Source organism: Gulosibacter massiliensis, from assembly GCF_900626105.1.
Classification (GTDB): Bacteria; Actinomycetota; Actinomycetes; order Actinomycetales; family Microbacteriaceae; genus Gulosibacter; species Gulosibacter sediminis.
In genome coordinates this window covers 27015-50083 of the sequence record NZ_UYZX01000002.1, presented here as the reverse complement: position 1 = coordinate 50083, position 23069 = coordinate 27015, and the positions used below count along the sequence as shown (strand labels likewise).

Here is a 23069-nt window from a genome sequence, read left to right as displayed (position 1 = left end):
GTCGCTAGTCTCCCACGCGTGCATCGAGACCGGCCCGCACCTCGGGCCACTCCTGCTCAAGAATCGAAAACACGACGGTCGACCGCTTCGAGCCGTCGGCGCGCGGGCGATCCTCGCGGAGGATGCCGTCGAGGTGCGCGCCGAGCTTCGTCACGGCCGCCCGCGAGCGATCGTTGAGGTTGTCGACCTCGAATACGACCCGGTGCGCGCCGCCGTCGAACGCCGCCGAGAGCATCGCCCGCTTCGCCTCGGGGTTCACGGTCGTGCCCCACACGTCGGGGCTGTATGCGGTGTAGCCGATGACCACCGATTCGCGCCGGTAGTCGGCGTTGTAGAACGAGGTGGTGCCTACCGCGCGGCCGTCGAAGCGCACGAGGTAGGTGCGCGACTCGTCGCCACTCGGGCGGTAGCCGTCGAACCACTCGGCGAACGAGTCGTGGTTGCGAAACGCCGCGACACCGCCGCCGAAGCCGCCCGCGAAGACGTCCTCGCGCCACAGCGCGGGCGCGAGTTCCTCGAGCCCAGCCTGGTCGATCGGCTCGAGCCGCACGCGGGTGCCCTCGAGCGTGGCGGCGCGCTCCGGCAACTGCATGGCTACTCGCCCTGCCAGACGACGTCGAACGGGGTGTTCGCCGAGATCGCACGCTGGATGCCCGCGGTCACGAAGTCCTTCGCCGCGTCGACCGCGTCGTGGAGCGACTTGCCCTGCGCGAGGCCCGCCGAGACGGCGGTCGCGAGCGAGTCACCGGCACCCGAGACGCCGGCGGTGCCGACCTTCGGGCGCGAGTACTCGACGAGCTCCGAGCCGTCCCAAAGCACGTCGACGGCATTGTCGCCGGGGGTCGCGAGGCCGCCCTTCACGAGAACGGCCTTCGTGCCGAGCTCGGAGATCTTCTTCGCGGCATCACCAAGGCCGGCGACGGTGTCGATCTCGTCGACGCCCGCGAGCGTGCAGGTCTCGAAGTAGTTCGGGGTGATCACGTCGACGATTGGGAGGATCTCGGCGCGCAGCGCGTTATCGATGTCGAGCGCCGCGCCGGGCTCCTGGCCCTTGCAGATGAGCACGGGGTCGCAAACGATGTTCGGCAGCTGCGCCGCGGCGAGAATGTCGCGCGTCGTCTCGATGGTCGGCACCGTGCCGAGCATGCCGATCTTCACGGATGCGGGCTGCCAGTCGGCGAGGATGGCCTCGGCCTGGTCGCGCAGCACCTGCGGGTCGATCGGCACGAAACGGTGGTTCCAGCCGTCCTTCGGGTCGAACGAGACGATGCAGGTGAGGGCCGCGGCGCCGTAGACGCCAAGCTGCTGCAGCGTGCGCAGGTCGGCCTGCACTCCCGCGCCGCCAGTGGCTTCCGAACCGGCAATGACAAAGGTGACGGGTGGCGTGGTCATGGAACTTCCTCGACGTTGGGGTGGTGAACGACGTTCATTAGCCTACGCGCGTCACCACCCCACCGCATCCGATCGTTACTTCGCGTCGAGGTGTTCGGGGATGCGCACGGCGACGGTCTGCGCCTCGAGCTTCGCCTTGCGGCGGTGTCGCAGGTGCTGCACACCCGAGATGACGAGCGCCGCGGCGAGCACGAGGTAGAGGCCGATCGTGAATGGCGAGCTCCAGAGCACCGAGACGTCACCCTCCGACACCGCGAGCGCGCGGCGCAGCTCGGTCTCGGCGAGCGGGCCGAGCACCGCGAGCACGGTGATGCCGGCGTAGAGGTAGTGGTTCGGCACGCTGAGCAGCTTCGCCCACACGCCGGCGAGCGACATGTTGATGAACAGCAGCACGAGCAGGCCGATGATCAGCGAGGCGAGCAGCGTCCACACGAGGTCGGCGTTGTTCGTCAGCAGCAGCGGGCCGGGCTGCAGGCCGAACTGCTGGAACGCGGCGAGGATGATCGCGGCGGTCGACGAGACCGGCAGACCGAGCGCGAGCAGGGTACCCATCGCGGTTCCGGTGGTCGCGTTCCCCGCGGCCTCCGGCGCGGCGAGACCGCGGAGCGAACCGGTCGTGCCGAACTCCTTGTCGCCACGACGCTTCGCGAGCGACTTCTCGGTGCCGTACGCGAGGAACGTCGGCACCTCGGAGCCGCCGGCCGGCACGATGCCGAAGGGCAGACCGAAGGCGGTGCCGCGCAGCCAGGCGGGCAGGGCGTAGCGGAAGTCCTTCCAGCCGAGCATCGCGCGGCGCTGCTGGATGGGCTTGACGACGGCCTCGGTGCCCGAGGGGCCGTCGATGCCGATGAAGGTGAGTGCGAGGCCCATGCCGAGGCCGCCACGAACCGCCAGTTTGGTGACCTGGTGAAGCTCGAGGGGCTCGTGCGGCGCGACAGAGCGCTCGAGTCGCCGAGCGACGCCGAGCGGCTTACGACGAACCTCGAGTTTCACGCCGCGATCTGGGATGCGGCGCACAACCCCGTACTCGTCGACCTGCTCAACCGGCTCGCGCTGCACCTCACGCACGCGCCGCACTCGACGCTCTCGGTCGGCGACCGCTGGGAGCGCTCGCTCGACGAACACGAGGCCCTCGTCGCGGCGATTGACGCTCGCGATGAAGGCCTCGCGCGGCAGCTCGCAAGCGACCACATGCGGGCCGCGCGCGAGCTGCGCATCCGGTTGTTGCGGGGGTTGCCCGGTTAGCTCTAGCTAGTCGCCGAGCAGGTTGTGCAGCTCGATGATGTGGTCGCGGGCCGGGCCCGTGCCGATCGCCGAGATGCGGGCGCCCGAGAGTTCCTCGACGGCCTTGACGTAGTCCTGCGCGTTCTTCGGAAGGTCGGCGAAGTTCTTGACGCCCGAGATGTCCTCTTGCCAGCCGGGGAACTCCTCGTAGATCGGCTTGGCGTGGTGCACGTCGGACTGCGACATCGGCATCTCGTCGTAGCGTGTGCCGTCGACGTCGTAGGCGACGCAGACGGGAATCGTGTCGAAGGTCGACAGCACGTCGAGCTTCGTCATGACGATGTCGGTGAAGCCGTTGATGCGCGACGAGTAACGGGCGACGACCGAGTCGAACCAGCCGGTGCGGCGCGGGCGACCCGTGGTGGTGCCGAACTCGCCGCCGCGCTGGCGCAGCTTCTCGCCGACCTCGTCGTCGAGCTCGGTCGGGAACGGGCCCGAGCCGACGCGGGTGATGTACGCCTTCTGGATGCCGACGATGCGATTGATCGCGCGCGGAGAGACACCCGAACCCGTTGCGACGCCGCCGGCCGTGGCCGACGAGGAGGTCACGTACGGATAGGTGCCGTGGTCGATGTCGAGCATCGTGGCCTGGCCGGCCTCGAACACGACGATCTCGTTACGGTCGAGTGCCTCGTGCAGTTCGAGCGCGGTGTCGCCCACCATGGGGCGCAGCCGGTCGGCGTACTGCAGCAGGTTGTCGGTGATCTCGTCGACGCTGAACGCGCGGCGGTTGAACGCCTTCACGAGCAGCTCGTTCTTCTGCACGAGCGCGCCCTCGACCTTCTGGCGCAGGATGTTTTCGTCGAAGAGGTCTTGAATGCGGATGCCCACCCGGGTCATCTTGTCGGCGTAGGTCGGGCCGATGCCGCGGCCGGTCGTGCCGATGCGGCGCTTGCCGAGGAATCGTTCGGTCACTTGGTCGAGCGCGCGGTTGTACTCGGGGATCACGTGGGCGTTGCCCGAAACGCGAAGCTTCGAGGTGTCGACGCCACGCTCGTCGAGGTGCTCGATCTCTTCGAACAGCACGCCGAGGTCGACGACGACGCCGTTGCCGATCACCGGCGTGACGCCCGGCGTGAGGATGCCCGAGGGCAGCAGGTGCAGGGCGTACTTCTCGTCGCCAATGACGACCGTGTGCCCGGCGTTGTTGCCGCCGTTGAACTTGACGACATAGTCAATGCGGCCGCCGAGAAGGTCGGTCGCCTTGCCCTTTCCTTCGTCGCCCCACTGACTACCAATGATTGCTACGCCTGGCATGAGCTCCCTACCCTTTGCTAGCTAACACTTAACTCTACGTCGAGCTAGCCTCGCTCCGCCTCAATCGCGCCGATCGCGCTCGAATCGGCGTCGTTGAGCAGGTCGGTGAGGCGGTCGACTTCGCTCGTCTCGCCGATGGCCCGGGCCGACTCACGCAGCAGGTAGAAGCAGCGCAGCACGCCGCGGTTCGGCTCGTGCGACCACGGCACGGGGCCCTGGCCACGCCAGCCCGCCTTGCGCAGCGCATCCAGCCCTCGGTGGTAGCCGACGCGCGCGAACGCGTAGGCCTGGATGGTCTGGTCGGCCGAGAGCGCGAGGCTCGCGAGCTCCGACCAGGCAAGCGACGATGCGGGATGCTTTTCAACAATCGCCTCGGTCGCCGCCTCGTTGTCGGGGAGGTTGCCGAGGTCGTCGAGAACCTCGGGTTCCTCGGGCAGCAGGGTTTCCGGAATGCCAAGCAGGTTGTCCATGCCGCCCATTATCCCAAGGTTGTATTGACGGTAGGGGAAGTGACCCCAGTGGCAGAATCACGAGCGAGCATCCTTCAACTCGATCTCGGAGGCAGCACCGTGATTCCCACCGACGCACAACTCATTGCCATCGACATGCAACGGGTCTTCCGAGACCCCGACAGTGTGTGGTGCTGCACCGGCTTCGACGCCGCCCTGCGCAACATCGAACGGCTCGCGACCGCCGTCTCGACGCCGCCCATCTTCACCCGCTTCGTGCGCGACCCTGCCGAGGTTGGCACCTGGCGCGAGTACTACGACCGCTGGCCCACCACTCGACTCCCGCCCGACGACCCAGCGTGGGAGCTCGAGATCGGCTCGCTCACCGCATCCGACACCCTCGACGCCCCAACGTTCTCGAAGTGGGGCAACGAACTCGCCCGCCTGCCGATCACGACGCCGCTCATTCTTACTGGCGTCGCCACCGACTGCTGCGTACTCGGCACCGCCCTCGGCGCCATCGATGCGGGCCGCAAGGTCATCGTTGTCACCGACGCGTGCGCCGGCGGCACCGACGACGCGCACATCAAAGCGCTCGAACTCCTCGGCCTGCTCGACCCGCTCATCACACTCGTCACCACCGACGAACTGCTCGCGCAGTAACAAACCGTCGCCCCCTTCCGGGGCGCGTGTACAGTGAACGAACGAGTACACGTGCTCCGGGGTCGGTGAAAATCCGAGCCGGCGGTAAAGTCCGCGACCCGCATCTCACGATGCGGCTGATTCGGTGCAATTCCGAAACCGACGGTTAAAGTCCGGATGGGAGGCGCGCGGTACCTGACGTTCACGAACGTCGAGCAGTGCGTATCCCCGGGGCCAGATCTGGAGGACCCGATGGAGCGCACGAGCCGCGCCTGGCCGCGCTTTGTCGCGCCGGCGGCCCTCGCCGTCGTGCTCCTCACGGTTTGGGAGCTCGCGGTGCGCAGCGGCGTCATCAGCGAGGAGTTCCTGCCCACGCCCAGCGCGCTCGCGGTGCGCTTTTTCACCGAGATCGTCGACGGCCCGCTGCTGCAGTACACCGGCGTCACCCTCGTCGAAGCGCTGCTCGGCACGCTCATCGCGGTGCTCGTGGCGGTGCCCCTCGGCTACCTCATCGCCCGCGTCGTGTGGGTCGACCTCGCGCTCACGCCCTACGTCACGGCGTCACAGGCGATCCCCGCCGTCGCGGTCGCGCCCCTGCTCGCGCTCTGGATCGGCTACGGCCTCACCCCGATCGCCATGCTCTGCGCGGTCGTCGCGTTCTTCCCGATGCTCGTCACGACCATCCTCGGCGTGCGCGCCCTGCCGAGCGACGTCATCGAAGCGGCGCGCCTCGACGGCGCGAACTGGTGGCAGACCCTGCTCTGGGTCGAGGCACCGCTCGCGATGCCGAGCGTGCTCGCGGGCCTCCGCGCCGGCACCGCCCTCTCGATCACCGGCGCCGTCGTCGGCGAATTCACGATGGGCGGCCGCGGCCTCGGCATGCTGCTCACCCTCTTCCGCGACGCGAACGACACCGAGGGCCTGTTCGCGACCCTGATCATGCTCGTGATCCTCGCCGTCGGCCTGTTCACGATTCTGCGCGTGCTGGATACGGTGCTCACCACCCGCTCGCGCGCCCGCTCTGCCGACACCCTCAACTCGCTCGATTCGCTCGACACTGACGAGATTCACCTCGTCCCACCGGCCGAGCCCTCCCCCAAAGGATCCGCGCATGTCTAGGTTCACCCGACTCGTCCGCGCCGCCGCCGTCGCGGCCGCCGCGGCGCTCGCCCTCGCCGGCTGCCAGGGCGTCGCCTCCTCGCCCGACGCGAGCGGCGCATCCGGCGACACCCTCACGGTGGGCCTCACCTACACGCCGAACGTGCAGTTCGCCCCGTTCTATGTGGCCGAAGACCTCGGCTACTTCGACGAGGCCGGCGTCAACGTCGAGCTGCGCCACCACGGCGAGAGCGAGGAGCTGTTCGGCGCGCTCAAGGCCGGCACCGAGCAGCTCGTCTACGCCGGCGGCGACGAGATCACGCAGGCTGCCGCGGGCGGCGTCGACCTGCAGTCGGTCGCAACGCTCTTCAACACCTACCCCGCGGTGCTCATCGTGCCAGAGGACTCCGAGATCACGACGCCCGAGGACCTCAAGGGCCACACCGTCGGCCTGCCCGGCCTCTACGGCCAGACCTACTTCGCGCTGCTTGCGATGCTCGACGAGGCGGGCCTGAGCCAGGACGACGTGGACATCCAAGCCATCGGCTACACGCAGCAGGCCGCGCTCACGGGCGGCCGCGTCGACGCGGTCATGGGCTTCTCGAACAACGACGCCGTGCAGTTCGAGGCGGAGGGCTTCCCGATTCGCACGATCGACGCGGTCGACCCCGCGCATCCAACCCTCGTCGGCCCGGCCGTGGCCGCCGATGCCGCGACAATCGCCGACCGCGGCGACGACGTGCGCAAGGTGCTCGAGGCCGTGCAGCGGGCGATCGAATACATCGCCGAGAACCCCGAAGCGGCCGTCGAGATCACCGCGAAGTACGTGCCGACGCTCACGAGCGACGAGCAGAAGGCGGCCGCGCTCGCGACGCTCGAGGCGACGATTCCGCTCATGGAGCCGCTCGGCGACGCGCCACTGCTCACGAACGACCCCGACACGTGGGCGGCGATGGCCGAGTTCATGTTCTCGTCGGGCCTCATCGACACCGAGGTTGCGCCCGAGTCGCTCTACACGAATGCCCTGCTGTCGAGCGCATAGCGGCACAATAGAGCGAGATGAATGAGCAGTCACCAACGCACGAGCTGAGCACGTGGGGCGTCGGCCCCTGGCAGGGCGAATGGCCCAACGACCCTCGCTACGACCCCGAGTTGCTGGAGCACGGCGACACTCGCAACGTCATCGACCGGTTTCGGTACTGGAAGATGCAGGCGATCGTCGATGACCTCGACACGACGCGGCACCCGTTTCACGTCGCCATCGAGAACTGGCAGCACGACATGAACATCGGCTCGATCGTGCGCAGCGCGAACGCGTTCGGCGCGAACACCGTGCATATCGTCGGCCGCAAGCGGTGGAACCGCCGCGGCGCCATGGTCACCGACCGCTACCAGCACGTCGTGCACCACGAGACGATCGAGGCGTTTGCCGCCTGGGCGCGTGAAGCCGGCATGCCGATCCTCGCCATCGACAACGTGCCCGGCTGCGTGCCGATCGAGACCACCGCGCTGCCCGAGCGCTGCGTGTTCCTCTTCGGGCAGGAGGGGCCGGGGCTCACGCAGGAGGCGGTGGATGCGTCGGAGCAGGTGATTGAGATCACCCAGTTTGGTTCGACTCGCTCGATCAACGCGTCGGCGGCCGCGGCCGTGACGATGCACGACTGGGTGCTGCAGCACGTCTACGGTCGCCGGCCGTAGTTTCGGGGGTTGACGGGGTCGTCTATTCGGCTCCCGGGTCGCCTGTGGGATTGTCGTCGTCCACAGCCGCACGCCGACCATGCCTGCCCGGCCGTCTGCCGGGCTTCACTGGCAGTGTGCTCGACCTCACTCCCCTCTTTGCCGCCAACTTCGGCGTTCTCTCCAACGCGCAGCTGCGGGCCGTGCCGCTCGACAAGGTCGAGGTTCGTCAACTGACCCGCTCGGGGCAACTGACGCAGCTGCGCCGCGGGTGGTGGTCAGGAACTGACCCGCATGCCGACGTAGTGAGCGCCGTCAAGGCGGGCGGTGTGCTCACCGGCCCATCGGCGCTGAAACTTCACGGCGCCTGGACGCCCGAGGGCCTCGGCGTCAACGTGCGCGCGGCGCGCGACGACCGCATCAAAGTCACAACCGACCTCACCACGCACCGACTGCGCGGCGAGGCGGCTCGCCCATGCGATACCGCCTGCGACTCGGCACTCGTCGCGCTGTTCGTCACCATGCTCGACTTCCCCGCCGACACTGCGACTGTGCTCGCCGACTCGCTGGTGCAGCAGGGCATCTTGAGCGAAGCCCAGATCGAGCGCGCTGCCTTGCTCACCGGCCCTCGCGGTCAGGAGGTGCTCGCGCGATTCGATGCGAGCGCGGAGTCCGGCACCGAGACGCTGGTGCGACTCTGGCTGCGCTCGCATCACATTCGCTATCGCACGCAGGTCGAGATTGGCGAGGTCGGTCGCGTGGACTTCCTCGTCGGCAAGTCGCTCATCATCGAGGTCGACAGCAAATCGCACCACACGTCTGAGGAGGCGTATCAGAACGACCGCACCCGCGATCTCGCGCTCACCAGCCTCGGCTACCGCGTGATTCGCGTGACCTACGAGGACGTCGTCTCGCGGCTCGACGAGGTCGGACAGAGCATTCTGAGCCTCGTGCGTGATGGCGTGCACCGGCGCGGGCCCAATTCGGGCGAGGGCACCGAGGCTGCGTGACCCAGCTGTCCCATATACGCGACAGAAGGGATATATACCCCTCCGGCCCGTATATGGGACAGCTGGGTCAACGCGGGCTACTGCGTTGGTGTGGCGGAGGGCGTTGCGGCCGCCTCGTCGGTCACCGAGAAGCAGACGTAGTTGCGCTCGCCGGCGGCCCAGTCTTCCTCGAGAGGCCAGCGCACCTGCAGTTCGGTGATGTCGCTCGGGTAGTCGTCGAGGCCCTCGCACGCGAGCACGGCCCAGTCCGCGAGCGCGTCATCGCCGGGCCAGTCGGCACCGGCGTCGACGTAGTCGGTCACGTCGACCGTGCCGAACACCTCGGCGGCGTGCGGCTGCGAGCACGGCACCTCGTCAAACTCGAGCTGCCAGGCATCGTCGAACTCGGCGACGCACGTGCCCGCCTCGGCCTCGAAGATGCTCGGCGTCTCGGTGGGGGTCGGCGTCGGCGAGGCCTCGGGCACGCCGAGCGGTCGCCAGAGCCAGCCGACGGCGGCACCCACGAGCAGCACCACCACGGCGGCGGCGATCGCGATGCCGCGCCGGCCTGCGGTCACGGTTACGACTCGGCGAGGCCGAGGTCGTCGAGCCCGATCGCGTAGCGGTACGGGTAGCCCGCTTCCTCGATGCGCTCACCCGCGCCGGTCGCGCGGTCGACGATGGTGCAGACGCCGACGACGGTCGCCCCGGCCTTCTCGAGCGCGGCGGCGGCGGCGAGCGGCGAGCCGCCGGTCGTCGAGGTGTCCTCGAGCACGACGACGCGCTTGCCGTCGACGTCGGGCCCCTCGACCTGCTTGCCGCGGCCGTGGTCCTTCGGCTCCTTGCGCACGACGAACGCGTTGATCGGCGCGCCCTGCGCGACCGACTGGTGCAGCACCGCGTTCGCGAGCGGGTCGGCGCCCATTGTCAGGCCGCCCACCGCATCCGGCTCGAACTCGGCGACGAGGTCGATCAGCACCTGGCCGATCAGCGGCGCAGCGCGGTGGTCAAGCGAAAGCTTGCGCAGATCGATGTAATAGCTCGCCTTCTTGCCGCTCGTGAGGGTGAAGTCCCCGTGGAAAACGGCCTCGTCGGAGATGAGCTGAATGAGCTGAGTACGCGCGTCGGTCACGTGACCAAGCGTACCGGCCAAGGCCGATACGGTAGAGCCATGCGCATCGCCACGTGGAACGTCAACTCCATCCGCACCCGCAAGGGCCGCGTCGTCGACTACCTCCAGCACGCCGACATCGACGTGCTCGCGATGCAAGAAATTAAGTGCAAGCCCGAGCAGTTCCCCTACGAGGAGTTCGAGCAGGCGGGCTACGAGGTCATCGCCTACGGCAAGAACCAGTGGAACGGCGTCGCCTTCGCTTCGCGCCTGCCGATCGAGGAGGTCGTGCACGACTTCGCCGACATGCCGGGCTTCGGCAAGCCGCTCGACGACGGCTCGCTGCCCATCGAGGCCCGCGCGCTCGGCGTCACGATCGAGGGTGTGCGCCTCTGGTCGCTCTACGTGCCGAACGGCCGCGAGATCGACAACCCGCACTATCCCTACAAGCTCGAGTGGCTCGCGGCGCTGCGCCGCTCGGTGGCAGTGCGCCGCGACTCGCACCCGGGCGAGCCGCTCGCGATCATGGGCGACTTCAACATCGCGCCCGAAGATCACGACGTGTGGAGCATGGAGTTCTTCGAGGGCCGCACCCACGTCACGAAGCCCGAGCGCGACGCATTTCAGGCGTTCCTCGACGACGGGCTCATCGACGCGCTGCGCAGCCGTGGCGTCGAGGGCTACACCTACTGGGACTACCAGCAGCTTCGGTTCCCCCGTAACGAGGGCATGCGCATCGACTTCATCCTCGGTACGCCCGAGTTCGACGAGCTCGTCGTCGACGCCTGGATCGCGCGCGACGAGCGCAAGGGCGACGGCCCGAGCGACCACGTGCCCGTCGTGGTTGAGCTCGACATCGACACCGCACTCGACGACGACGCCCCGATGATCTTCTAGCGCGCTTGGCCGATCTGCGCTCATCCGTCGCGGTGATGCGCCGACGGCCCGCGCCCGCTTGGATAGTTCCATGACCATGCCACTGTTGCCGCCGATCGGGAATTCCCCGGGGTTCGAGGAGCCGCGCGAGGCTCCCCGCGCCGCGCCCGCCGCACCGGCCACACCCGCACCTGCCCCCGCTGCTTCGCCTGCGCCCGCTGCGCCCGCTCCGGGCCCGCTGCCGTCGCCGGATGGCCGCCACCACGTCGTGGCACAGGCACGCGTCGTGCCCTGGTCGGCCGATGCTCCGGCCGACACGAACGGAGAGCTGCCCGCGCCGCATCCGGTCACCACGAACTCGTCGACGACATCGGCAGGCCCCGTCGCGACCAATGCGCGGCCCGCCGCGAGCGCATCCGCCGCCGCATCCCCAACTCAGCCTGCGCAGGCGAGCAAGCCGGCGCCCACCAGCAAGCGCCGCGGTGTCGGCCTGCCCGCCCTCATCGGCATCGGCGTCGTCGGGCTCGTACTCGGCGCGGGCGCGGTGTACGGCATCCAGGCCCTGAACCAGCCGTCGGCGCTCGCAGGCATCCCCGCAAAGTGCTCGCTCGGCGAGGGCAACTACGAGCTCAGCGACAGCGAGCTCGTGGTGCACGCGCCGGCCGCGGTGTCGGACGCCGGCCGGTTTGCCGGCGACGGCGCCTGCGTGCTCTACGAACTCGGCGCCGAACCCGAGGGGCAGACCTACGTCGACTACCTCGCGACGCTCGAGGAGCCCGCCACGATCGGCGGCTTTACGGTGCACCTCGACCCCGAATCCGGCGAGCTGAAGGTGGCGCAGTCATGACCGAATCGACCACGACGCGCCGCTTCGGCGTGCTCGGCATGACCATCGCCGCGGTTGCCGGCATCGCGGTGGGCGCGGGTGTCAGCGTTGGCATCGGCGCATTCACCGGCCCGAACACCGACTCCGAGCGCCTCGCGAGCGCGGTGCGCGGCTGCACCGCCGAACCGGGCAGCGAGGCCGACGTCGCGAACTTCACCACCGTCACCGACGCGAACCACCTCGAGTACGTCGCCGATGGCGAGGTCGAGGGTGGCGAGGGCAACGCCCACTACGCGAACATGTCGTGCCTGCTCTCGAGCGTCGGCGTCGGCGCGCTCGAGTTCCCGGCGATCCTGCAGGGCCCGTACGACCTCAGCTTCGAGACCGAGCTCGCGACAGCCACCGTCACGGGCGACGACTTCGACAGCGCGACCCTGACGATCGACCTGCACTAGCAGTCGCGCGCGAGCGCCGCATCCGCAATGTCATAGGCGAGGTGCACGCGCTCGTCGTTGTCCTGGTTGATCTCGGAGGCGGTCCAGAACACCGTCACCTGCCGCAGCCCGTCCGGACTCGACAGCGTGAGCGCGCGGTAGCCGAGGCCCGAACCCAGGTGGCCGTAGACCATCCCGGGCTCGCCGATCTGCACGCCGATGGTGCCGAGGTCGTCCTCGATCACACTGCCCGAGCCGTCGTCGGGCGCGTCTGGCCAGCTGGCGGGGATGCTCGGGCTCGGGGCGGCCGCGACCCCTTCCGTCAAGGTCGGGGTCGCCGTCGCGTTCGGCGCGATCGTCGGATCGACCTGCTCGGAGTTGATCATCGTCGCGTCGCTGGCCGGGCACTTGTCTTCGCGCGCCTGGATGCCGAGGCCATAGCCCTCGTCGTTGAGCCGCAGCATGTAGCCGACGAGCTGCGGGGGCAGCACCTGCCCGGTGAGGAGCGCGCGCATGAACGTGTTCACGTCGGCGGGGGTCGACACGACGGCGCCGGCGCCGTTCCAGAGCGACGCATCCTGCTTCGTCACGTCGATCGAAAGGCCCGACTCGACGACGTAGCCGTGCAGCGAGTTCGACGGCATCGAAGCGCCGTCGGGGATGCTCGTGTTGACGAGGCCGAGCGGTGTCGTGATGCGGGTGGCGAGCTCCTCGTCGAGCGAGTTGCCGGTGATTTCCTCGAGCAGCATCGTGAGCACGACGTAGTTCGAATTCGAGTACTCCCAGCTGGTGCCCGGGTCGAAGCGCCACTGCTGGCTGAGGGCGAGGTCGACGAGTTCCTGCTGCGTGCGACCGTTGTCGAGCACGTTGAGGATCTGCGTTGGGTCGCCGAGCGCGAGTGCCTCGACGTAGTCGGGCATGCCCGAGGTGTGCTGCAGCAGCTGCTCGACGGTGACCTCGCGCCCGCCGACGACGCCCGGCAACACGTCCTGAACGTCGGTGTCGAGCGTGAGCTCGCCCTCGTCGACGAGCTGGAGGATCATCGTCGCGACCATGGGCTTCGTCACGCTCGCGACGCGCGAGGTGTTGCTCGCGCTCGCCGGCAACTCGCTGTTGCTCGACTGCACGCCGACCGCGCTCGTCCAGACCTCGTCGCCATCGCGCACCTCGATGGTCACGGCGGGAGCGCCAGCGTCGGTGAGCTGGTTCATAAGGGCGGTGAGGTCGTCGGTTTCGAAGCTCGCCGACTCGGTGGGGCGCAGCGGCACGGCCGTCGGACCGGGCAGCGCCGTGCCGACGCAGGCGGTGAGCGCAAAGACCGCAGCGATGCCGGCCGCGACGGCGGCCCGCCAGGCAAGGTTCGTTCTGCGCATCCCATAAATCGTGCCACGCGCAGGTGAGGTGCGCGTGAACGTCATGCGGCGGAATGTTGCTTCGACGCGAGGCGTTGCGTGACTACGCTTGCACTCGTTCGATTCGAAAGGACTCGCATGTCGACCCCTCGCAATGAGACCACCCGACCGATTCACGGCCTCCTCGCCGACCGTTGGAGCCCCCGCGGTTTCGATTCGAGCTTCGAGCTCGACCGCGAGCAGATGCGCACGCTGTTCGAGGCCGCGCGCTGGTCGCCGTCGGCATTCAACTACCAGCCGTGGGCGTTCATTTCGGGTCGCCGCGGCACCGACACGTTCCAGCACATCCTCGACGGGCTGCTGCCCTTCAACCAGGCGTGGGCCGAGCGCGTTTCGGCGCTCGTGCTGACGCTCGCGCAGGTCGAGCGCGAGGGTGAGCCCGTCCCGACCGCGTACTACGACCTCGGTCAGGCCGTCGCCCACCTCACGTTCCAGGCCGAGGCGCTCGACATTGACGTGCACCAGATGACCGGCTTCGACGTCGCGAAGTTCGAGTTCGAGATTCCCGAGGGCTACGAGATCGTCACCGCGGTCGCGCTCGGCCGCTTCGTCGACTCGGAGGAGATCCCCGAGAAGGTCCGCGAGCGCGACGCCGCTCCCCGCGCCCGTAAACCCATCGAAGAATTCGTCCTAGTCCGCGACTAAAAGCAGTTGAGTGGTCGGTTTTTGTAGTTCTGGCGGTGCCAGAACTACAAAAACCGACCACTCAACTGCTTGAGGGCACTACCGGACGGTGTCGAGCTGGAGGGAGTTGTGGTCCGAGGCGACGCGCACCTTGACGGTATCGCCGTCGTGCACCTCTCCCGCCAGGATCGCCCGGGCGAGCCGGTCGTCGATCTCGTGCTGCATCAGGCGACGCAGCGGTCGGGCGCCGTAGATCGGGTCGTAGCCGCGCTCGGCGAGCCACTCGCGCGCATCCTCGTCGACGTCGATGCGCAGTCGACGCTCGGCGAGCCGGGCCTCGAGGGTGCGGATGTTGAAGCCGACGATGCGGGCGAGCTGGTCGCTCGAGAGGGCGTCGAACACGACGATCTCGTCGAGGCGGTTGAGGAACTCGGGCTTGAACGCCTTGCGCACCACGCCGAGCACCTCCTCGCGCTGCTGCTCGGGGCTGAGCTGCGGGTCGATGAGGAACTGCGAGCCGAGGTTCGAGGTCAGGATCAGGATCGTGTTCCGGAAGTCGACCGTGCGGCCCTGGCCGTCGGTCAGGCGACCGTCGTCGAGCACCTGCAGCAGCACATCGAATACCTCGGGATGCGCCTTCTCGATCTCGTCGAACAGCACGACCGAGTACGGGCGTCGCCGCACGGCCTCGGTGAGTTGGCCGCCCTGCTCGTAGCCGACGTATCCCGGAGGGGCACCGACGAGCCGCGAAACCGAGTGCTTCTCGCCGTACTCCGACATGTCGATGCGCACCATGGCGTGCTCGTCGTCGAAGAGCAGCTCGGCGAGCGCCTTCGCGAGCTCGGTCTTGCCCACGCCCGTGGGGCCGAGGAACATAAACGAGCCGGTCGGCTTCGTCGGGTCGGACACCCCGGCCCGCGAACGACGAATCGCATCCGAGACCGCCTTGACCGCCGCATCCTGCCCGACGACCCGCTCGTGCAGTTCGTCCTCGAGGTGCAGCAGCTTCTCGCGCTCCGACTGCATGAGCCGACCGACGGGAATGCCCGTCCACGCGGCCACGACCTCGGCGATGTCCTCCTCCGTAACTTGGTCGTTCACCATGCGCGCCTCGTTCTGCTCGGCGGCCTCGGCCTGCGCCACCTGGCGCTCGAGTTCGGGGATCTCGCCGTAGAGCACGCGGCTCGCGAGCTCGAGGTTACCCTCGCGCTGCGCCCGGTCGGCCCGGATGCGCGCATCGTCCAGTTTCGACTTGAGGTCACCGACGCGGTTCAGATCGCTGCGCTCGGCGTCCCAGCGCGCCTGCAGCGCGTCGAGCTCAGCCTGTCGGGCGGCGATGTCTTCGCGCAGCTTCGCGAGTCGCTCCTTCGACGCGTCGTCGTGCTCTTTCTTCAGCGCGAACTCCTCGAGCTTCATGCGCTCGAGCTGCCGCTTGAGCTGGTCGAGCTCGAGCGGCGACGAGTCGATCTCCATCCGCAACCGCGACGCAGCCTCATCGATGAGGTCGATGGCCTTGTCGGGCAGTTGACGGGAGGGGATGTAGCGGTTCGAGAGGGATGCCGCGGCAACGAGCGCCCCGTCGCTGATCGCGACCTTGTGGTGCGCTTCGTACCGCTCCTTGAGCCCGCGCAGGATCGCGATCGTGTCTTCGACGCTCGGCTCGTCGACGTAGACCTGCTGGAAGCGACGTTCGAGCGCTGAGTCCTTCTCAATGAACTCGCGGTACTCGTCGAGGGTCGTCGCGCCGATGAGACGCAGCTCACCGCGCGCGAGCATCGGCTTGAGCATGTTCGCCGCCGAGACGCTCGATTCGCCGCCACCGGCACCCATGAGCGTGTGCAGCTCGTCAATAAAGGTGATGATGCGGCCTTCGCTCGAGACGATCTCGTCGAGCACCGCCTTCATTCGCTCCTCGAAGTCGCCGCGGTACTTCGCGCCGGCGAGGATCGCCGACATGTCCAGCGAGATGACGTCCTTCTCTTTCAGCGACTCGGGCACGTCGCCAGCGACGATGCGCCGGGCGAGCCCTTCGACAACGGCGGTCTTGCCGACACCGGGTTCGCCGATGAGCACGGGGTTGTTCTTGGTGCGGCGCGTGAGCACCTGGCTGATGCGCCGAATCTCACTGTCTCGACCGATCACGGGGTCGAGCTTGCCGGCGCGAGCGATGTCGGTGAGGTTGACACCGAAGCGTTCGAGGGCTGACTGGCTTTCCTCATCGGGAGCCTGTGCGCCTTGCATGTTGGCCATTAGTGTCTCCTTTCGCTGATCTGAATCACAACTTGAGCGTACTTGACTCAAGTTTACGACTTTGTCCAGGCCGCGCAAGCATTTGAGCTGAGATTTTCCTGCGCAACACGCCCACACATCAAGGAAACCCTGCCACCTCGTTAACCTCCTGTTAACCTAGTGTTCAAGCAGCGGTCATCACTGCTCCTGTTGCGAACCCGCAACAGCCCAAACATCTGCCAAATGGCAGCCAGAAATAGGAGGCGACAACAATGGCTGAAATCATCGGCAAGATTGGTCGCGAATCTGGCGGCTTTCGAGTTGTGTTCGACATCGATTCACAGTTCGGTCGCCGCGAGCTCTGGCGCGCGATTAGTGACCGTGACGCCCTCGCATCGTGGCTTGGAACGTTCTCGCACGACCTCGTGGCGGGTAACCACTTCACTGTGGAGTACCTTAACGATTCGCACTACGACATCGAGGGCAAGGTGCTCGAGTTCGAGCCGCTACGCGCCCTCGACTACGAGTGGAAGTTCGGGAGCTACCCGGCCTCGAACGTTCGCTTCGACCTCGAGAACGGCCTCGTCGGCGGCACGCATCTGCGACTGACAGTGTCGGGGCTCGACGAAGACGACGTCGTGCGCGCGGCATCGACCTGGCACGCCCAGCTCGAGTTCCTGCGCCTGTTCCTCAATGAAATCCCCGTGCCGGCCTACGCGCTGCGCTTCCGCCGCGATGAGCTTCTCGCCGCGTACGACCAGCAGGTGCGCAACTTCGGCACCGCGCTGACCGACAGCGACGCCGCGTCGCCGAGCACGCCAGCGCACCGAAACCCCATGGTCTCGGTGCTCCACGCGCACTCGTACCTCGCGTAGCGCCTGAGCCACGACCCGGTGGGCGTCGCAGCACTTGCTGCGGCGCCCACCGTTCGTTTCCGGCTCGAGGCCAGGCGGATGCGCGAGGCTAGTGGCGCGCAGAGCGCTCGGTGAGCCGGCGCACGGCCAGCGCGGGAATCGTGAGCCAGTCGGGTCGGTGCCGGGCCTCGTAGATTACTTCGTAGACGGCCTTGTCGAGTTCGTACGCGATGAGCACGGCCTCGAGGTCGGCCTCGCCCGGCGCATCCTCACCCGCCTCGACCGCGTCGAGCGCGACGAGGCCGTCGGTGTATCCCTGCAAGAAGGAGGCGCGAGCTGAGTCGGCCCAGGCCCGCGCGACCTCGCGCCCCGCGCGCACCGACAGCGCGCCCGAGACGTAGTCGAACGAGCGGAGCATGCCGGCGAGGTCGCGCTGCGGCACGTCGGGTGAGTTGCGCTCGGCGAGCGGGCGCAGCGGCTCGCCCTCGAAGTCGAGCAGCACCCAGCCGCGGTCGGGCACCGCGAGCACCTGGCCGAGATGGAAATCGCCGTGGATGCGCTGCAGCAGCGGCCAATTCGCGCGGCGCGCCCGCTCATAGACGTCGTCGACCGACTGCACGAGCGACTCGAGCTCGGGCAGCGCCTCGACCGCGAGGCCGAAGCGCGCGCGCATCTGCTCGACCGCGGCATCGACGTCGTCCTGCTCCGGCTCGACGACCGGCATGACGCGACCGAGCGTCGTGTGTACCTCGGCCGTCGCCGCGCCGAGCGACTGCGCGAGCTGCGAGAAGTCCTCGCCCGACTCGGCGGCCCGCAGCGCGACGCGCCACGCGTCCTCGACGCCCGCGAAGAACTCCTGCGCAAACGCGAAGTGCCCCGAGAGCCGACCGAGCTGCGGGTCTGACCACGAGCCCGAGACCTGCCCGAACGTTGGCGGCACGCGCAGCGAGCCGGCCGCCGCGAGCGCGGTCTGCAGCGTCACGTCGGGATTGTCGCCGCCGTGCAGGGTGCGGAAAACCTTGATGATGAGTGGCACGGCGGGCTCGCCGCCGTCGTCGCGCAGCTCGCAAATAATCGAGGTGTTCGACTGCTCGCCGCCGAGCACGCGCGACGACGCAAAGCGGTGCGCCCGCGCACCCGGCATCGGCTGGCCGTACGCCTCGACCGCGCTGTCACCGGCGCCGATCGAGCTGCCCTCGTCGGCGACGAGCGACATCAGGGCGCGCGTGAACGCGGGGTCGTGCGGGCCGTCAACGAGCGCCGCGCGGTCTCCGTGCTCGGTCGCCGCGCCGATGTAGCCGAGCGGCTCGACCGCGGCGTCGATGTCGCGCACGACAAGCGGCACCTGGTAGGTCTGCGCGTGCTCGAGCGCGGCGTCGCGCACGAGGGCGACGGTGATGAGTCGCACGCCGGAGTCGTGCTCCGACGCGCTCAGTTGGTAGCTGCCAAGCAGCTCGAGCCGCTCGGGTCGGGCGTCGCCCGCGAACCACCGCTGGTTCGGCAACCAATCGCTGAGCAGATCCAGAACTTCAGACATAGATGGTCCTCACTCGTGTGACGTGCACTGCCCAGCGTAGTTGGCGAGTCCGAGCGCGACCGTCGAACCGGGGAGTGTTGCCGCGGCGCATCCTGGAATATGCTCATCGCTATGGCACTGCCACAGGTCTGCGTCACCTATTTACTGCGCGATGGCGCGCAGGGAACCGAGGTGCTGCTCGGACACAAGAAGCGCGGGCTCGGCTTCTCGAAGATCGTCGGCCTCGGCGGCAAACTCAAGTTCGGCGAGCACCCCCGGGTGGCGGCCGTGCGCGAGATCGAAGAGGAGGCGAACCTCTTCGTCGACCCGAACCAGCTGCGGCACGTTGCGCTGCTCACCTACATCTTCGGCAGTAAGCCGGCGCTCTCGCAGGAGTCGTGGGTGTACCTCTGCCGCGATTGGATCGGCGAACCAGCCGAGTCCTCCGAGATCGCGCCCGTGTGGTTCCCGCTCAGCGACCTGCCGCTCGACAACATGTGGTCGGATGCCCAGTACTGGCTGCCGCGAGCGCTGCGCGGCCAGTTCATCCGCGCGAGCTACATCTTCGGCAACGACCTCAACACGGCGGTCGCCTCGGACGACCCCGACACAGGGCTGCCGCGCCTGCCGCCGCCCGGCACCGTCGACTAGCGGGTCGTTGCCGTCACGGTGAACTTGCTCGTGCGCGCGAGCTGCCGCGTGGGTCCGACGATGCGCTCGAGGTGCTCGCGGTGGCGCAGGTGCGAGTTGAACACTGTGACGAGGGTGCCGCCCGGCCGCAGCATGCGCCGCGCCGCGCGGAAGAGCTCGTTTGCCATGCCCTTCTCGACGTCGCGCCCCTCGTGGAACGGCGGGTTGAGCAGTACGAGGTCGCAGCTCGCATCGTCGATTCCGGCGCCCGCGTCGCCGCGTACCACCGTGATGCGCCCGTCGAGCCCGTTCGCGGCGGCGGTTGCGGCGGCGGATGCGCAGGCCGCCCAGCTGCGGTCGGTCGCGATCACCTCAGCGTCGGGCAGCCGCTTCGCGAGCCAGGCGGCGAGGAGACCCGTGCCACAGCCGAGGTCGACGGCCCGTCTCGCGTCGAGGTCATCGACGTCGAGCGCCTCGATGAGGGCGCGGGTGCCGATGTCGTAGCCGGTGCCCGCGAACGCGGCGCCATGGGCTGCGACGGTGAGGTCGAGGTCGTCGATGCGCGCCTCGCGCGGGTAGCTCAGTTCGGCGGCGGGCTTTGGCTCGGTGCCGACGATCGCGCGCGCCTTGCGCAGGCCGCGCGTGGCCCGCACCTGGGCGAAGTGGCGCTCGAACTGCTCGTTCATCGAGCGGGTGAGGTGCTTCTCGCGCCCGGCGAGCATGAGCGCGACGCCCGGCGCCGCCTTCGCCGCGACGGTTTCGGCGATCTCGTCGAGCTCAGCGAGCGACTTCGGCAGCAGGCCGAGCACGAGTTCCGCGCCGTCGAACAGCTCACCGTCGAGCTCGGCACACTCGGTGATGGCCGCGTGCTCGAACACGTCGCGCGCCTCGGGGCTCACGCCGGCGTCGCTGAAGACCCGGATGCTCGGGCGCGCCTCGCCCGGCAGCTCGGCGAGGGCGCGGGCGAAGTCGAGCTGCGCATCCTCGACGATCGCGACGGTGCGCGGGAGGTCTTCGAGCTGGGTGACCCCGAGCTCGTGCAGGACGACGTCAACTTCCGGTGCACTCATTGCAGCATCCTGTCACGCTGCGAGCCCCGACGTGCCGAGGCGATGGGGGCCGCGCGACTTCATAGTCCGTTAACTGGGCCCCGTAGCATGGACGGAGTTTCCGTATCCCGTCGCTTTACTGCGCGACGCTGGGACTCGGATCCGCGACAAACCAGGAGAACACGTGAAGATCGCAATTCTCGGTGGCGACGGCTTCTGCGGCTGGCCCACTGCCCTGCACCTGTCGAACGCAGGCCACGACGTTGTCATTGTCGACAACCTCTCGCGCCGCCGTATCGACGAAGAGCTCGGCGCGAACTCGCTGACCCCCATCGCCCCCATCGAGGAGCGTCTCGCGGTGTGGAAGGACGTTTCGGGCAAGGACGTCACGTTCAAGAACATCGACGTCGCGCAGGACTACGACGCCCTGCTGCAGCTCATCGTCGACGAGGAGCTCGAGGCGATCGTGCACTTCGCCGAGCAGCGCGCCGCGCCGTACTCGATGAAGTCGCCGTGGCACAAGCGCTACACCGTCGACAACAACGTCAACGCAACGAACAACGTGCTCACCGCGATCGTCGAGTCCGGTCGCGACGTGCACCTCGTGCACCTCGGCACCATGGGCGTCTACGGCTACGGCACCGCCGGCATGAAGATTCCCGAGGGCTACCTCAGCGTCGAGGTCGTCAGCGATGAGGACGAGAACGGCAACAAGGTCGAAGAACACCGCGTCAGCCAGGAGATTCTCTACCCGACCAACCCGGGCTCGGTGTACCACCTCACCAAGGTGCTCGACCAGAATATGTTCGCGTACTTCGCGAAGAACGACCAGCTGCGCATCACCGACCTGCACCAGGGCATCGTGTGGGGCACGAACACCGCCGAGACCGCCCTCGACGAGCGCCTCATCAACCGCTTCGACTACGACGGCGACTACGGCACGGTGCTCAACCGCTTCCTCATGCAGGCGGCCGTCGGCTACCCGCTCACAGTGCACGGCACAGGCGGCCAGACCCGCGCGTTCATCCATATTCAGGACACGGTGCGCTGCATCGAGATCGCGCTCACGAACCCGCCGAAGCGCGGCGACCGCGTCATGATCTTCAACCAAATGACCGAGACGCACCGTGTGCGCGACCTCGCCGAGCTCATCGCGAAGATTGCGGATGCTCGGGTCGAGAACGTGCCGAACCCGCGCAACGAGGCGGCCGAGAACGAGCTGCACGTGCGCAACGACACGTTCCTCGACCTTGGCCTCAACCCGACCAAGCTCGCCGAAGGCCTGCTGCTCGAGGTCACCGACATCGCGCGCAACTACGCCGACCGCGCCGACCTGTCGAAGGTGCCGGCCACCTCGCTCTGGACGCAGAACCAGCACGCGGGCGTGCCCGCGTCGGTCGCCGCCGACACCAAGTAGGCGTCGGTATGCGGATCGCGCTGTTTACGGAGGTCTTCCTGCCGAAGATCGACGGCGTGGTCACTCGGGTGCTACGCACCATCGAGCAGCTGCGCGATCTCGGGCACGAGGTGCTCGTGTTCGCGCCCGGCAACGCGCCCTCGAACTATGCGCAGCACCGAGTCGTGCACGTGAACTCGGTGCCGATGCGCCCTTGGTACCCCGAGGTCAAGGTCGGCATCCCGACGCCGAACATTGCGCGCCAGATGGAGGAGTTCGCGCCACACGTCGTGCACCTGGTCAACCCCGTCGCGCTCGCCGCGTATGGCGCGCTGAGCGCGGCGCGGCGCGATCTGCCGATGCTCGCGAGCTTCCACACCGACACCCCGAAGTACGCGGATGCGCTCGGGCTCGGTGCGATCCGCAAGGCCGGCACCTCGTACATCCGCAAGATCCACAACCTCGCCGAGGTGAACCTCTGCACCTCGCCGCAGATGGTGGAGCGGGCACAAGCGCTCGACTTCGAGCGGGTCGATCTGTGGCCAAAGGCGATCGACACCGACTCCTACCGGCCCGACAACGCGTCGCTCGAGACCCGCAGCATCCTCACCGACGGGCATCCAGACGACAAGCTCATGGTCTACGTCGGTCGCATGTCGAAAGAGAAGAACCTGCGCGCCCTGCTCGAGCCGATTCGCCGACTCGGCGCTGAGGGCGTGCGGCTCGCCATGGTCGGATCGGGCCCCGATCGCGACGAGCTTGAGCGCGACTTCGCCGGCACGAACACGGTGTTCACCGGCTACATGTCCGGCGCCGCGCTCGCGTCGGCGTTCGCATCGGCTGACGTCTTTGCGTTCCCCTCAACCACCGAAACGCTCGGCTTCGTTGCCCTCGAGTCGATGGCGTCGGGCGTACCCGTCGTCGGGGCACGAGCCGGCGGCATCCCGTTCGCCGTGCCCGAGGGGGTCGGCGGCCTACTGTTTAATCCCGACTCGGCCGTGGACTTCGAGACCCAGCTGCGGCGCCTGCTGTTTGACGACGAGCTGCGCAAGCAGATGGGACGGCAGGCGCGCGAGGAGGCGCTGCGCAGCTCGTGGCGTTCGGCGACCGAGTCGCTCGTCGACTTCTACGAGCTCGCGATCGACCGCCACTGGCGGCGCGCCAACACGCTGTCGACGTACTCGCGACCCATGCGCTTGTTCGGCAAGCCCCTCCCCCGGCCCACCGACCTGCCGGCCGGGCTGACGCACCGCGACTAGCGCATCCGTACATCCCAGGGCCGACATCTCGCGCGCCAGCGGTTGATTTTGCATCGGCGCCGCGC

The 23069-nt window shown here is 68.1% G+C and carries 25 protein-coding genes and 1 riboswitch; of the genes, 14 read left to right on the top strand and 11 right to left on the bottom strand.

The features are described 5' to 3' along the window. Positions 1–4 precede the first annotated feature (4 nt). The 3 genes from EJL01_RS10065 to EJL01_RS10055 form a co-directional block, all read right to left on the bottom strand. Positions 5–592 (bottom strand): GNAT family N-acetyltransferase, encoded by a 588-nt coding sequence (locus tag EJL01_RS10065; RefSeq protein ID WP_125107525.1) that lies wholly within the window; start codon positions 590–592, stop codon positions 5–7. Positions 593–594: 2 nt separating this feature from the next. Next, positions 595–1392: a hydroxymethylpyrimidine/phosphomethylpyrimidine kinase gene (locus EJL01_RS10060; protein ID WP_125107524.1), complete on the bottom strand. Its 798-nt coding sequence runs from the start codon at positions 1390–1392 to the stop codon at positions 595–597. A 75-nt stretch (positions 1393–1467) separates the two neighbouring features. Next, the gene (locus EJL01_RS10055) at positions 1468–2262 is read right to left on the bottom strand and encodes a tripartite tricarboxylate transporter permease (RefSeq protein WP_431834733.1); all 795 of its coding nucleotides are present in this window, start codon (positions 2260–2262) and stop codon (positions 1468–1470) included. Positions 2263–2298: 36 nt separating this feature from the next. Here EJL01_RS10055 and EJL01_RS10050 point away from each other — a divergent pair, with 36 nt between their 5' ends. Then, positions 2299–2637 (top strand): FCD domain-containing protein, encoded by a 339-nt coding sequence (locus tag EJL01_RS10050; RefSeq protein ID WP_241209196.1) that lies wholly within the window; start codon positions 2299–2301, stop codon positions 2635–2637. Between the two features lie 6 nt (positions 2638–2643). On the opposite strand, the gene EJL01_RS10045 is transcribed toward EJL01_RS10050, so the two are convergent. Then, entirely contained in the window at positions 2644–3933 is a 1290-nt protein-coding gene (locus EJL01_RS10045) for an adenylosuccinate synthase (RefSeq protein ID WP_125107523.1), read from the bottom strand. 44 nt (positions 3934–3977) lie between these two features. After that, positions 3978–4403: a DUF3151 domain-containing protein gene (locus tag EJL01_RS10040; RefSeq protein WP_268898496.1), complete on the bottom strand. Its 426-nt coding sequence runs from the start codon at positions 4401–4403 to the stop codon at positions 3978–3980. A gap of 48 nt (positions 4404–4451) precedes the next feature. Here EJL01_RS10040 and EJL01_RS10035 point away from each other — a divergent pair, with 48 nt between their 5' ends. From EJL01_RS10035 to EJL01_RS10015, 5 genes are all read left to right on the top strand, one after another. Beyond that, the gene (locus EJL01_RS10035) at positions 4452–5045 is read left to right on the top strand and encodes a cysteine hydrolase family protein (protein WP_206427729.1); all 594 of its coding nucleotides are present in this window, start codon (positions 4452–4454) and stop codon (positions 5043–5045) included. Positions 5046–5093: 48 nt separating this feature from the next. After that, a riboswitch (FMN riboswitch) is annotated at positions 5094–5217 on the top strand. 59 nt (positions 5218–5276) lie between these two features. Further along, positions 5277–6143 (top strand): ABC transporter permease, encoded by an 867-nt coding sequence (locus EJL01_RS10030; protein WP_125107521.1) that lies wholly within the window; start codon positions 5277–5279, stop codon positions 6141–6143. Next, complete coding sequence (locus tag EJL01_RS10025) at positions 6136–7164, top strand: ABC transporter substrate-binding protein (RefSeq protein ID WP_125107520.1); 1029 nt, start codon at positions 6136–6138, stop codon at positions 7162–7164. Before EJL01_RS10030 ends, EJL01_RS10025 begins: the two co-directional genes overlap by 8 nt. A 17-nt stretch (positions 7165–7181) precedes the next feature. After that, the gene (locus tag EJL01_RS10020; RefSeq protein WP_125107519.1) at positions 7182–7820 is read left to right on the top strand and encodes a TrmH family RNA methyltransferase; all 639 of its coding nucleotides are present in this window, start codon (positions 7182–7184) and stop codon (positions 7818–7820) included. 116 nt (positions 7821–7936) lie between these two features. Beyond that, positions 7937–8809 carry a type IV toxin-antitoxin system AbiEi family antitoxin domain-containing protein gene (locus EJL01_RS10015; protein WP_164509792.1) on the top strand — a complete coding sequence of 291 codons (873 nt, stop codon included), beginning with the start codon at positions 7937–7939 and terminating at the stop codon, positions 8807–8809. Between the two features lie 77 nt (positions 8810–8886). On the opposite strand, the gene EJL01_RS10010 is transcribed toward EJL01_RS10015, so the two are convergent. Both EJL01_RS10010 and pyrE read right to left on the bottom strand, forming a co-directional pair. Continuing rightward, on the bottom strand, positions 8887–9366 hold the full coding sequence (locus tag EJL01_RS10010; RefSeq protein ID WP_125107517.1) for a septum formation family protein: 480 nt from the start codon (positions 9364–9366) through the stop codon (positions 8887–8889). Between the two features lie 2 nt (positions 9367–9368). Then, positions 9369–9920: an orotate phosphoribosyltransferase gene (gene pyrE, locus EJL01_RS10005; protein WP_125107516.1), complete on the bottom strand. Its 552-nt coding sequence runs from the start codon at positions 9918–9920 to the stop codon at positions 9369–9371. Between the two features lie 39 nt (positions 9921–9959). On the opposite strand from pyrE, the gene EJL01_RS10000 reads away from it, so the two are divergent. From EJL01_RS10000 to EJL01_RS09990, 3 genes are all read left to right on the top strand, one after another. Then, entirely contained in the window at positions 9960–10796 is an 837-nt protein-coding gene (locus EJL01_RS10000) for an exodeoxyribonuclease III (RefSeq protein ID WP_125107515.1), read from the top strand. A 70-nt stretch (positions 10797–10866) separates the two neighbouring features. After that, positions 10867–11622: a hypothetical protein gene (locus EJL01_RS09995; protein ID WP_125107514.1), complete on the top strand. Its 756-nt coding sequence runs from the start codon at positions 10867–10869 to the stop codon at positions 11620–11622. After that, positions 11619–12056, top strand: a complete 438-nt coding sequence (locus EJL01_RS09990; protein ID WP_125107513.1) for a hypothetical protein — start codon at positions 11619–11621, stop codon at positions 12054–12056. Before EJL01_RS09995 ends, EJL01_RS09990 begins: the two co-directional genes overlap by 4 nt. Here the strand turns inward: EJL01_RS09990 and EJL01_RS09985 are convergent. Continuing rightward, positions 12053–13453, bottom strand: coding sequence for a serine hydrolase domain-containing protein (locus tag EJL01_RS09985; protein ID WP_125107512.1), 1401 nt, complete (start codon positions 13451–13453; stop codon positions 12053–12055). The genes EJL01_RS09990 and EJL01_RS09985 overlap by 4 nt on opposite strands. Positions 13454–13525: 72 nt before the next feature. On the opposite strand from EJL01_RS09985, the gene EJL01_RS09980 reads away from it, so the two are divergent. After that, the gene (locus EJL01_RS09980) at positions 13526–14092 is read left to right on the top strand and encodes a nitroreductase family protein (protein WP_125107511.1); all 567 of its coding nucleotides are present in this window, start codon (positions 13526–13528) and stop codon (positions 14090–14092) included. 78 nt (positions 14093–14170) lie between these two features. Here the strand turns inward: EJL01_RS09980 and EJL01_RS09975 are convergent, their stop codons facing one another. Next, complete coding sequence (locus tag EJL01_RS09975) at positions 14171–16321, bottom strand: ATP-dependent Clp protease ATP-binding subunit (protein WP_125107510.1); 2151 nt, start codon at positions 16319–16321, stop codon at positions 14171–14173. Between the two features lie 251 nt (positions 16322–16572). On the opposite strand from EJL01_RS09975, the gene EJL01_RS09970 reads away from it, so the two are divergent. After that, positions 16573–17175 carry an SRPBCC domain-containing protein gene (locus tag EJL01_RS09970; RefSeq protein ID WP_125107509.1) on the top strand — a complete coding sequence of 201 codons (603 nt, stop codon included), beginning with the start codon at positions 16573–16575 and terminating at the stop codon, positions 17173–17175. Positions 17176–17263: 88 nt separating this feature from the next. Here the strand turns inward: EJL01_RS09970 and EJL01_RS09965 are convergent, their stop codons facing one another. Then, positions 17264–18691: a maltokinase N-terminal cap-like domain-containing protein gene (locus tag EJL01_RS09965; RefSeq protein WP_125107508.1), complete on the bottom strand. Its 1428-nt coding sequence runs from the start codon at positions 18689–18691 to the stop codon at positions 17264–17266. 111 nt (positions 18692–18802) lie between these two features. Here EJL01_RS09965 and EJL01_RS09960 point away from each other — a divergent pair, with 111 nt between their 5' ends. Further along, complete coding sequence (locus tag EJL01_RS09960; protein ID WP_164509791.1) at positions 18803–19321, top strand: 8-oxo-dGTP diphosphatase; 519 nt, start codon at positions 18803–18805, stop codon at positions 19319–19321. Here EJL01_RS09960 and EJL01_RS09955 read toward each other — a convergent pair. Then, on the bottom strand, positions 19318–20370 hold the full coding sequence (locus EJL01_RS09955) for a class I SAM-dependent methyltransferase (protein WP_125107506.1): 1053 nt from the start codon (positions 20368–20370) through the stop codon (positions 19318–19320). The genes EJL01_RS09960 and EJL01_RS09955 overlap by 4 nt on opposite strands. A gap of 163 nt (positions 20371–20533) precedes the next feature. Between EJL01_RS09955 and EJL01_RS09950 the strand changes: the two genes are divergently transcribed. Further along, the gene (locus EJL01_RS09950) at positions 20534–21766 is read left to right on the top strand and encodes an NAD-dependent epimerase/dehydratase family protein (protein WP_125107505.1); all 1233 of its coding nucleotides are present in this window, start codon (positions 20534–20536) and stop codon (positions 21764–21766) included. Between the two features lie 8 nt (positions 21767–21774). Next, positions 21775–23004 carry a glycosyltransferase family 4 protein gene (locus EJL01_RS09945; protein WP_125107504.1) on the top strand — a complete coding sequence of 410 codons (1230 nt, stop codon included), beginning with the start codon at positions 21775–21777 and terminating at the stop codon, positions 23002–23004. The last annotated feature ends 65 nt before the right edge of the window (positions 23005–23069 follow it).

Coding starts and splice junctions, on each gene's coding strand:
- EJL01_RS09990 (WP_125107513.1), top strand. CDS start 11,619: ATGACCGAATCGACCACGACGCGCCGCTTCGGCGTGCTCGGCATGACC.
- EJL01_RS10060 (WP_125107524.1), bottom strand. CDS start 1,392: ATGACCACGCCACCCGTCACCTTTGTCATTGCCGGTTCGGAAGCCACT.
- EJL01_RS10025 (WP_125107520.1), top strand. CDS start 6,136: ATGTCTAGGTTCACCCGACTCGTCCGCGCCGCCGCCGTCGCGGCCGCC.
- EJL01_RS10065 (WP_125107525.1), bottom strand. CDS start 592: ATGCAGTTGCCGGAGCGCGCCGCCACGCTCGAGGGCACCCGCGTGCGG.
- EJL01_RS10000 (WP_125107515.1), top strand. CDS start 9,960: ATGCGCATCGCCACGTGGAACGTCAACTCCATCCGCACCCGCAAGGGC.
- EJL01_RS09975 (WP_125107510.1), bottom strand. CDS start 16,321: ATGGCCAACATGCAAGGCGCACAGGCTCCCGATGAGGAAAGCCAGTCA.
- EJL01_RS09945 (WP_125107504.1), top strand. CDS start 21,775: ATGCGGATCGCGCTGTTTACGGAGGTCTTCCTGCCGAAGATCGACGGC.
- EJL01_RS09980 (WP_125107511.1), top strand. CDS start 13,526: ATGTCGACCCCTCGCAATGAGACCACCCGACCGATTCACGGCCTCCTC.
- EJL01_RS10020 (WP_125107519.1), top strand. CDS start 7,182: ATGAATGAGCAGTCACCAACGCACGAGCTGAGCACGTGGGGCGTCGGC.
- EJL01_RS09960 (WP_164509791.1), top strand. CDS start 18,803: ATGGCACTGCCACAGGTCTGCGTCACCTATTTACTGCGCGATGGCGCG.
- EJL01_RS10040 (WP_268898496.1), bottom strand. CDS start 4,403: ATGGACAACCTGCTTGGCATTCCGGAAACCCTGCTGCCCGAGGAACCC.
- EJL01_RS10030 (WP_125107521.1), top strand. CDS start 5,277: ATGGAGCGCACGAGCCGCGCCTGGCCGCGCTTTGTCGCGCCGGCGGCC.
- EJL01_RS09970 (WP_125107509.1), top strand. CDS start 16,573: ATGGCTGAAATCATCGGCAAGATTGGTCGCGAATCTGGCGGCTTTCGA.
- EJL01_RS09995 (WP_125107514.1), top strand. CDS start 10,867: ATGACCATGCCACTGTTGCCGCCGATCGGGAATTCCCCGGGGTTCGAG.
- EJL01_RS09955 (WP_125107506.1), bottom strand. CDS start 20,370: ATGAGTGCACCGGAAGTTGACGTCGTCCTGCACGAGCTCGGGGTCACC.
- EJL01_RS09985 (WP_125107512.1), bottom strand. CDS start 13,453: ATGACGTTCACGCGCACCTCACCTGCGCGTGGCACGATTTATGGGATG.
- EJL01_RS10055 (WP_431834733.1), bottom strand. CDS start 2,262: ATGGGCCTCGCACTCACCTTCATCGGCATCGACGGCCCCTCGGGCACC.
- EJL01_RS10045 (WP_125107523.1), bottom strand. CDS start 3,933: ATGCCAGGCGTAGCAATCATTGGTAGTCAGTGGGGCGACGAAGGAAAG.
- EJL01_RS09965 (WP_125107508.1), bottom strand. CDS start 18,691: ATGTCTGAAGTTCTGGATCTGCTCAGCGATTGGTTGCCGAACCAGCGG.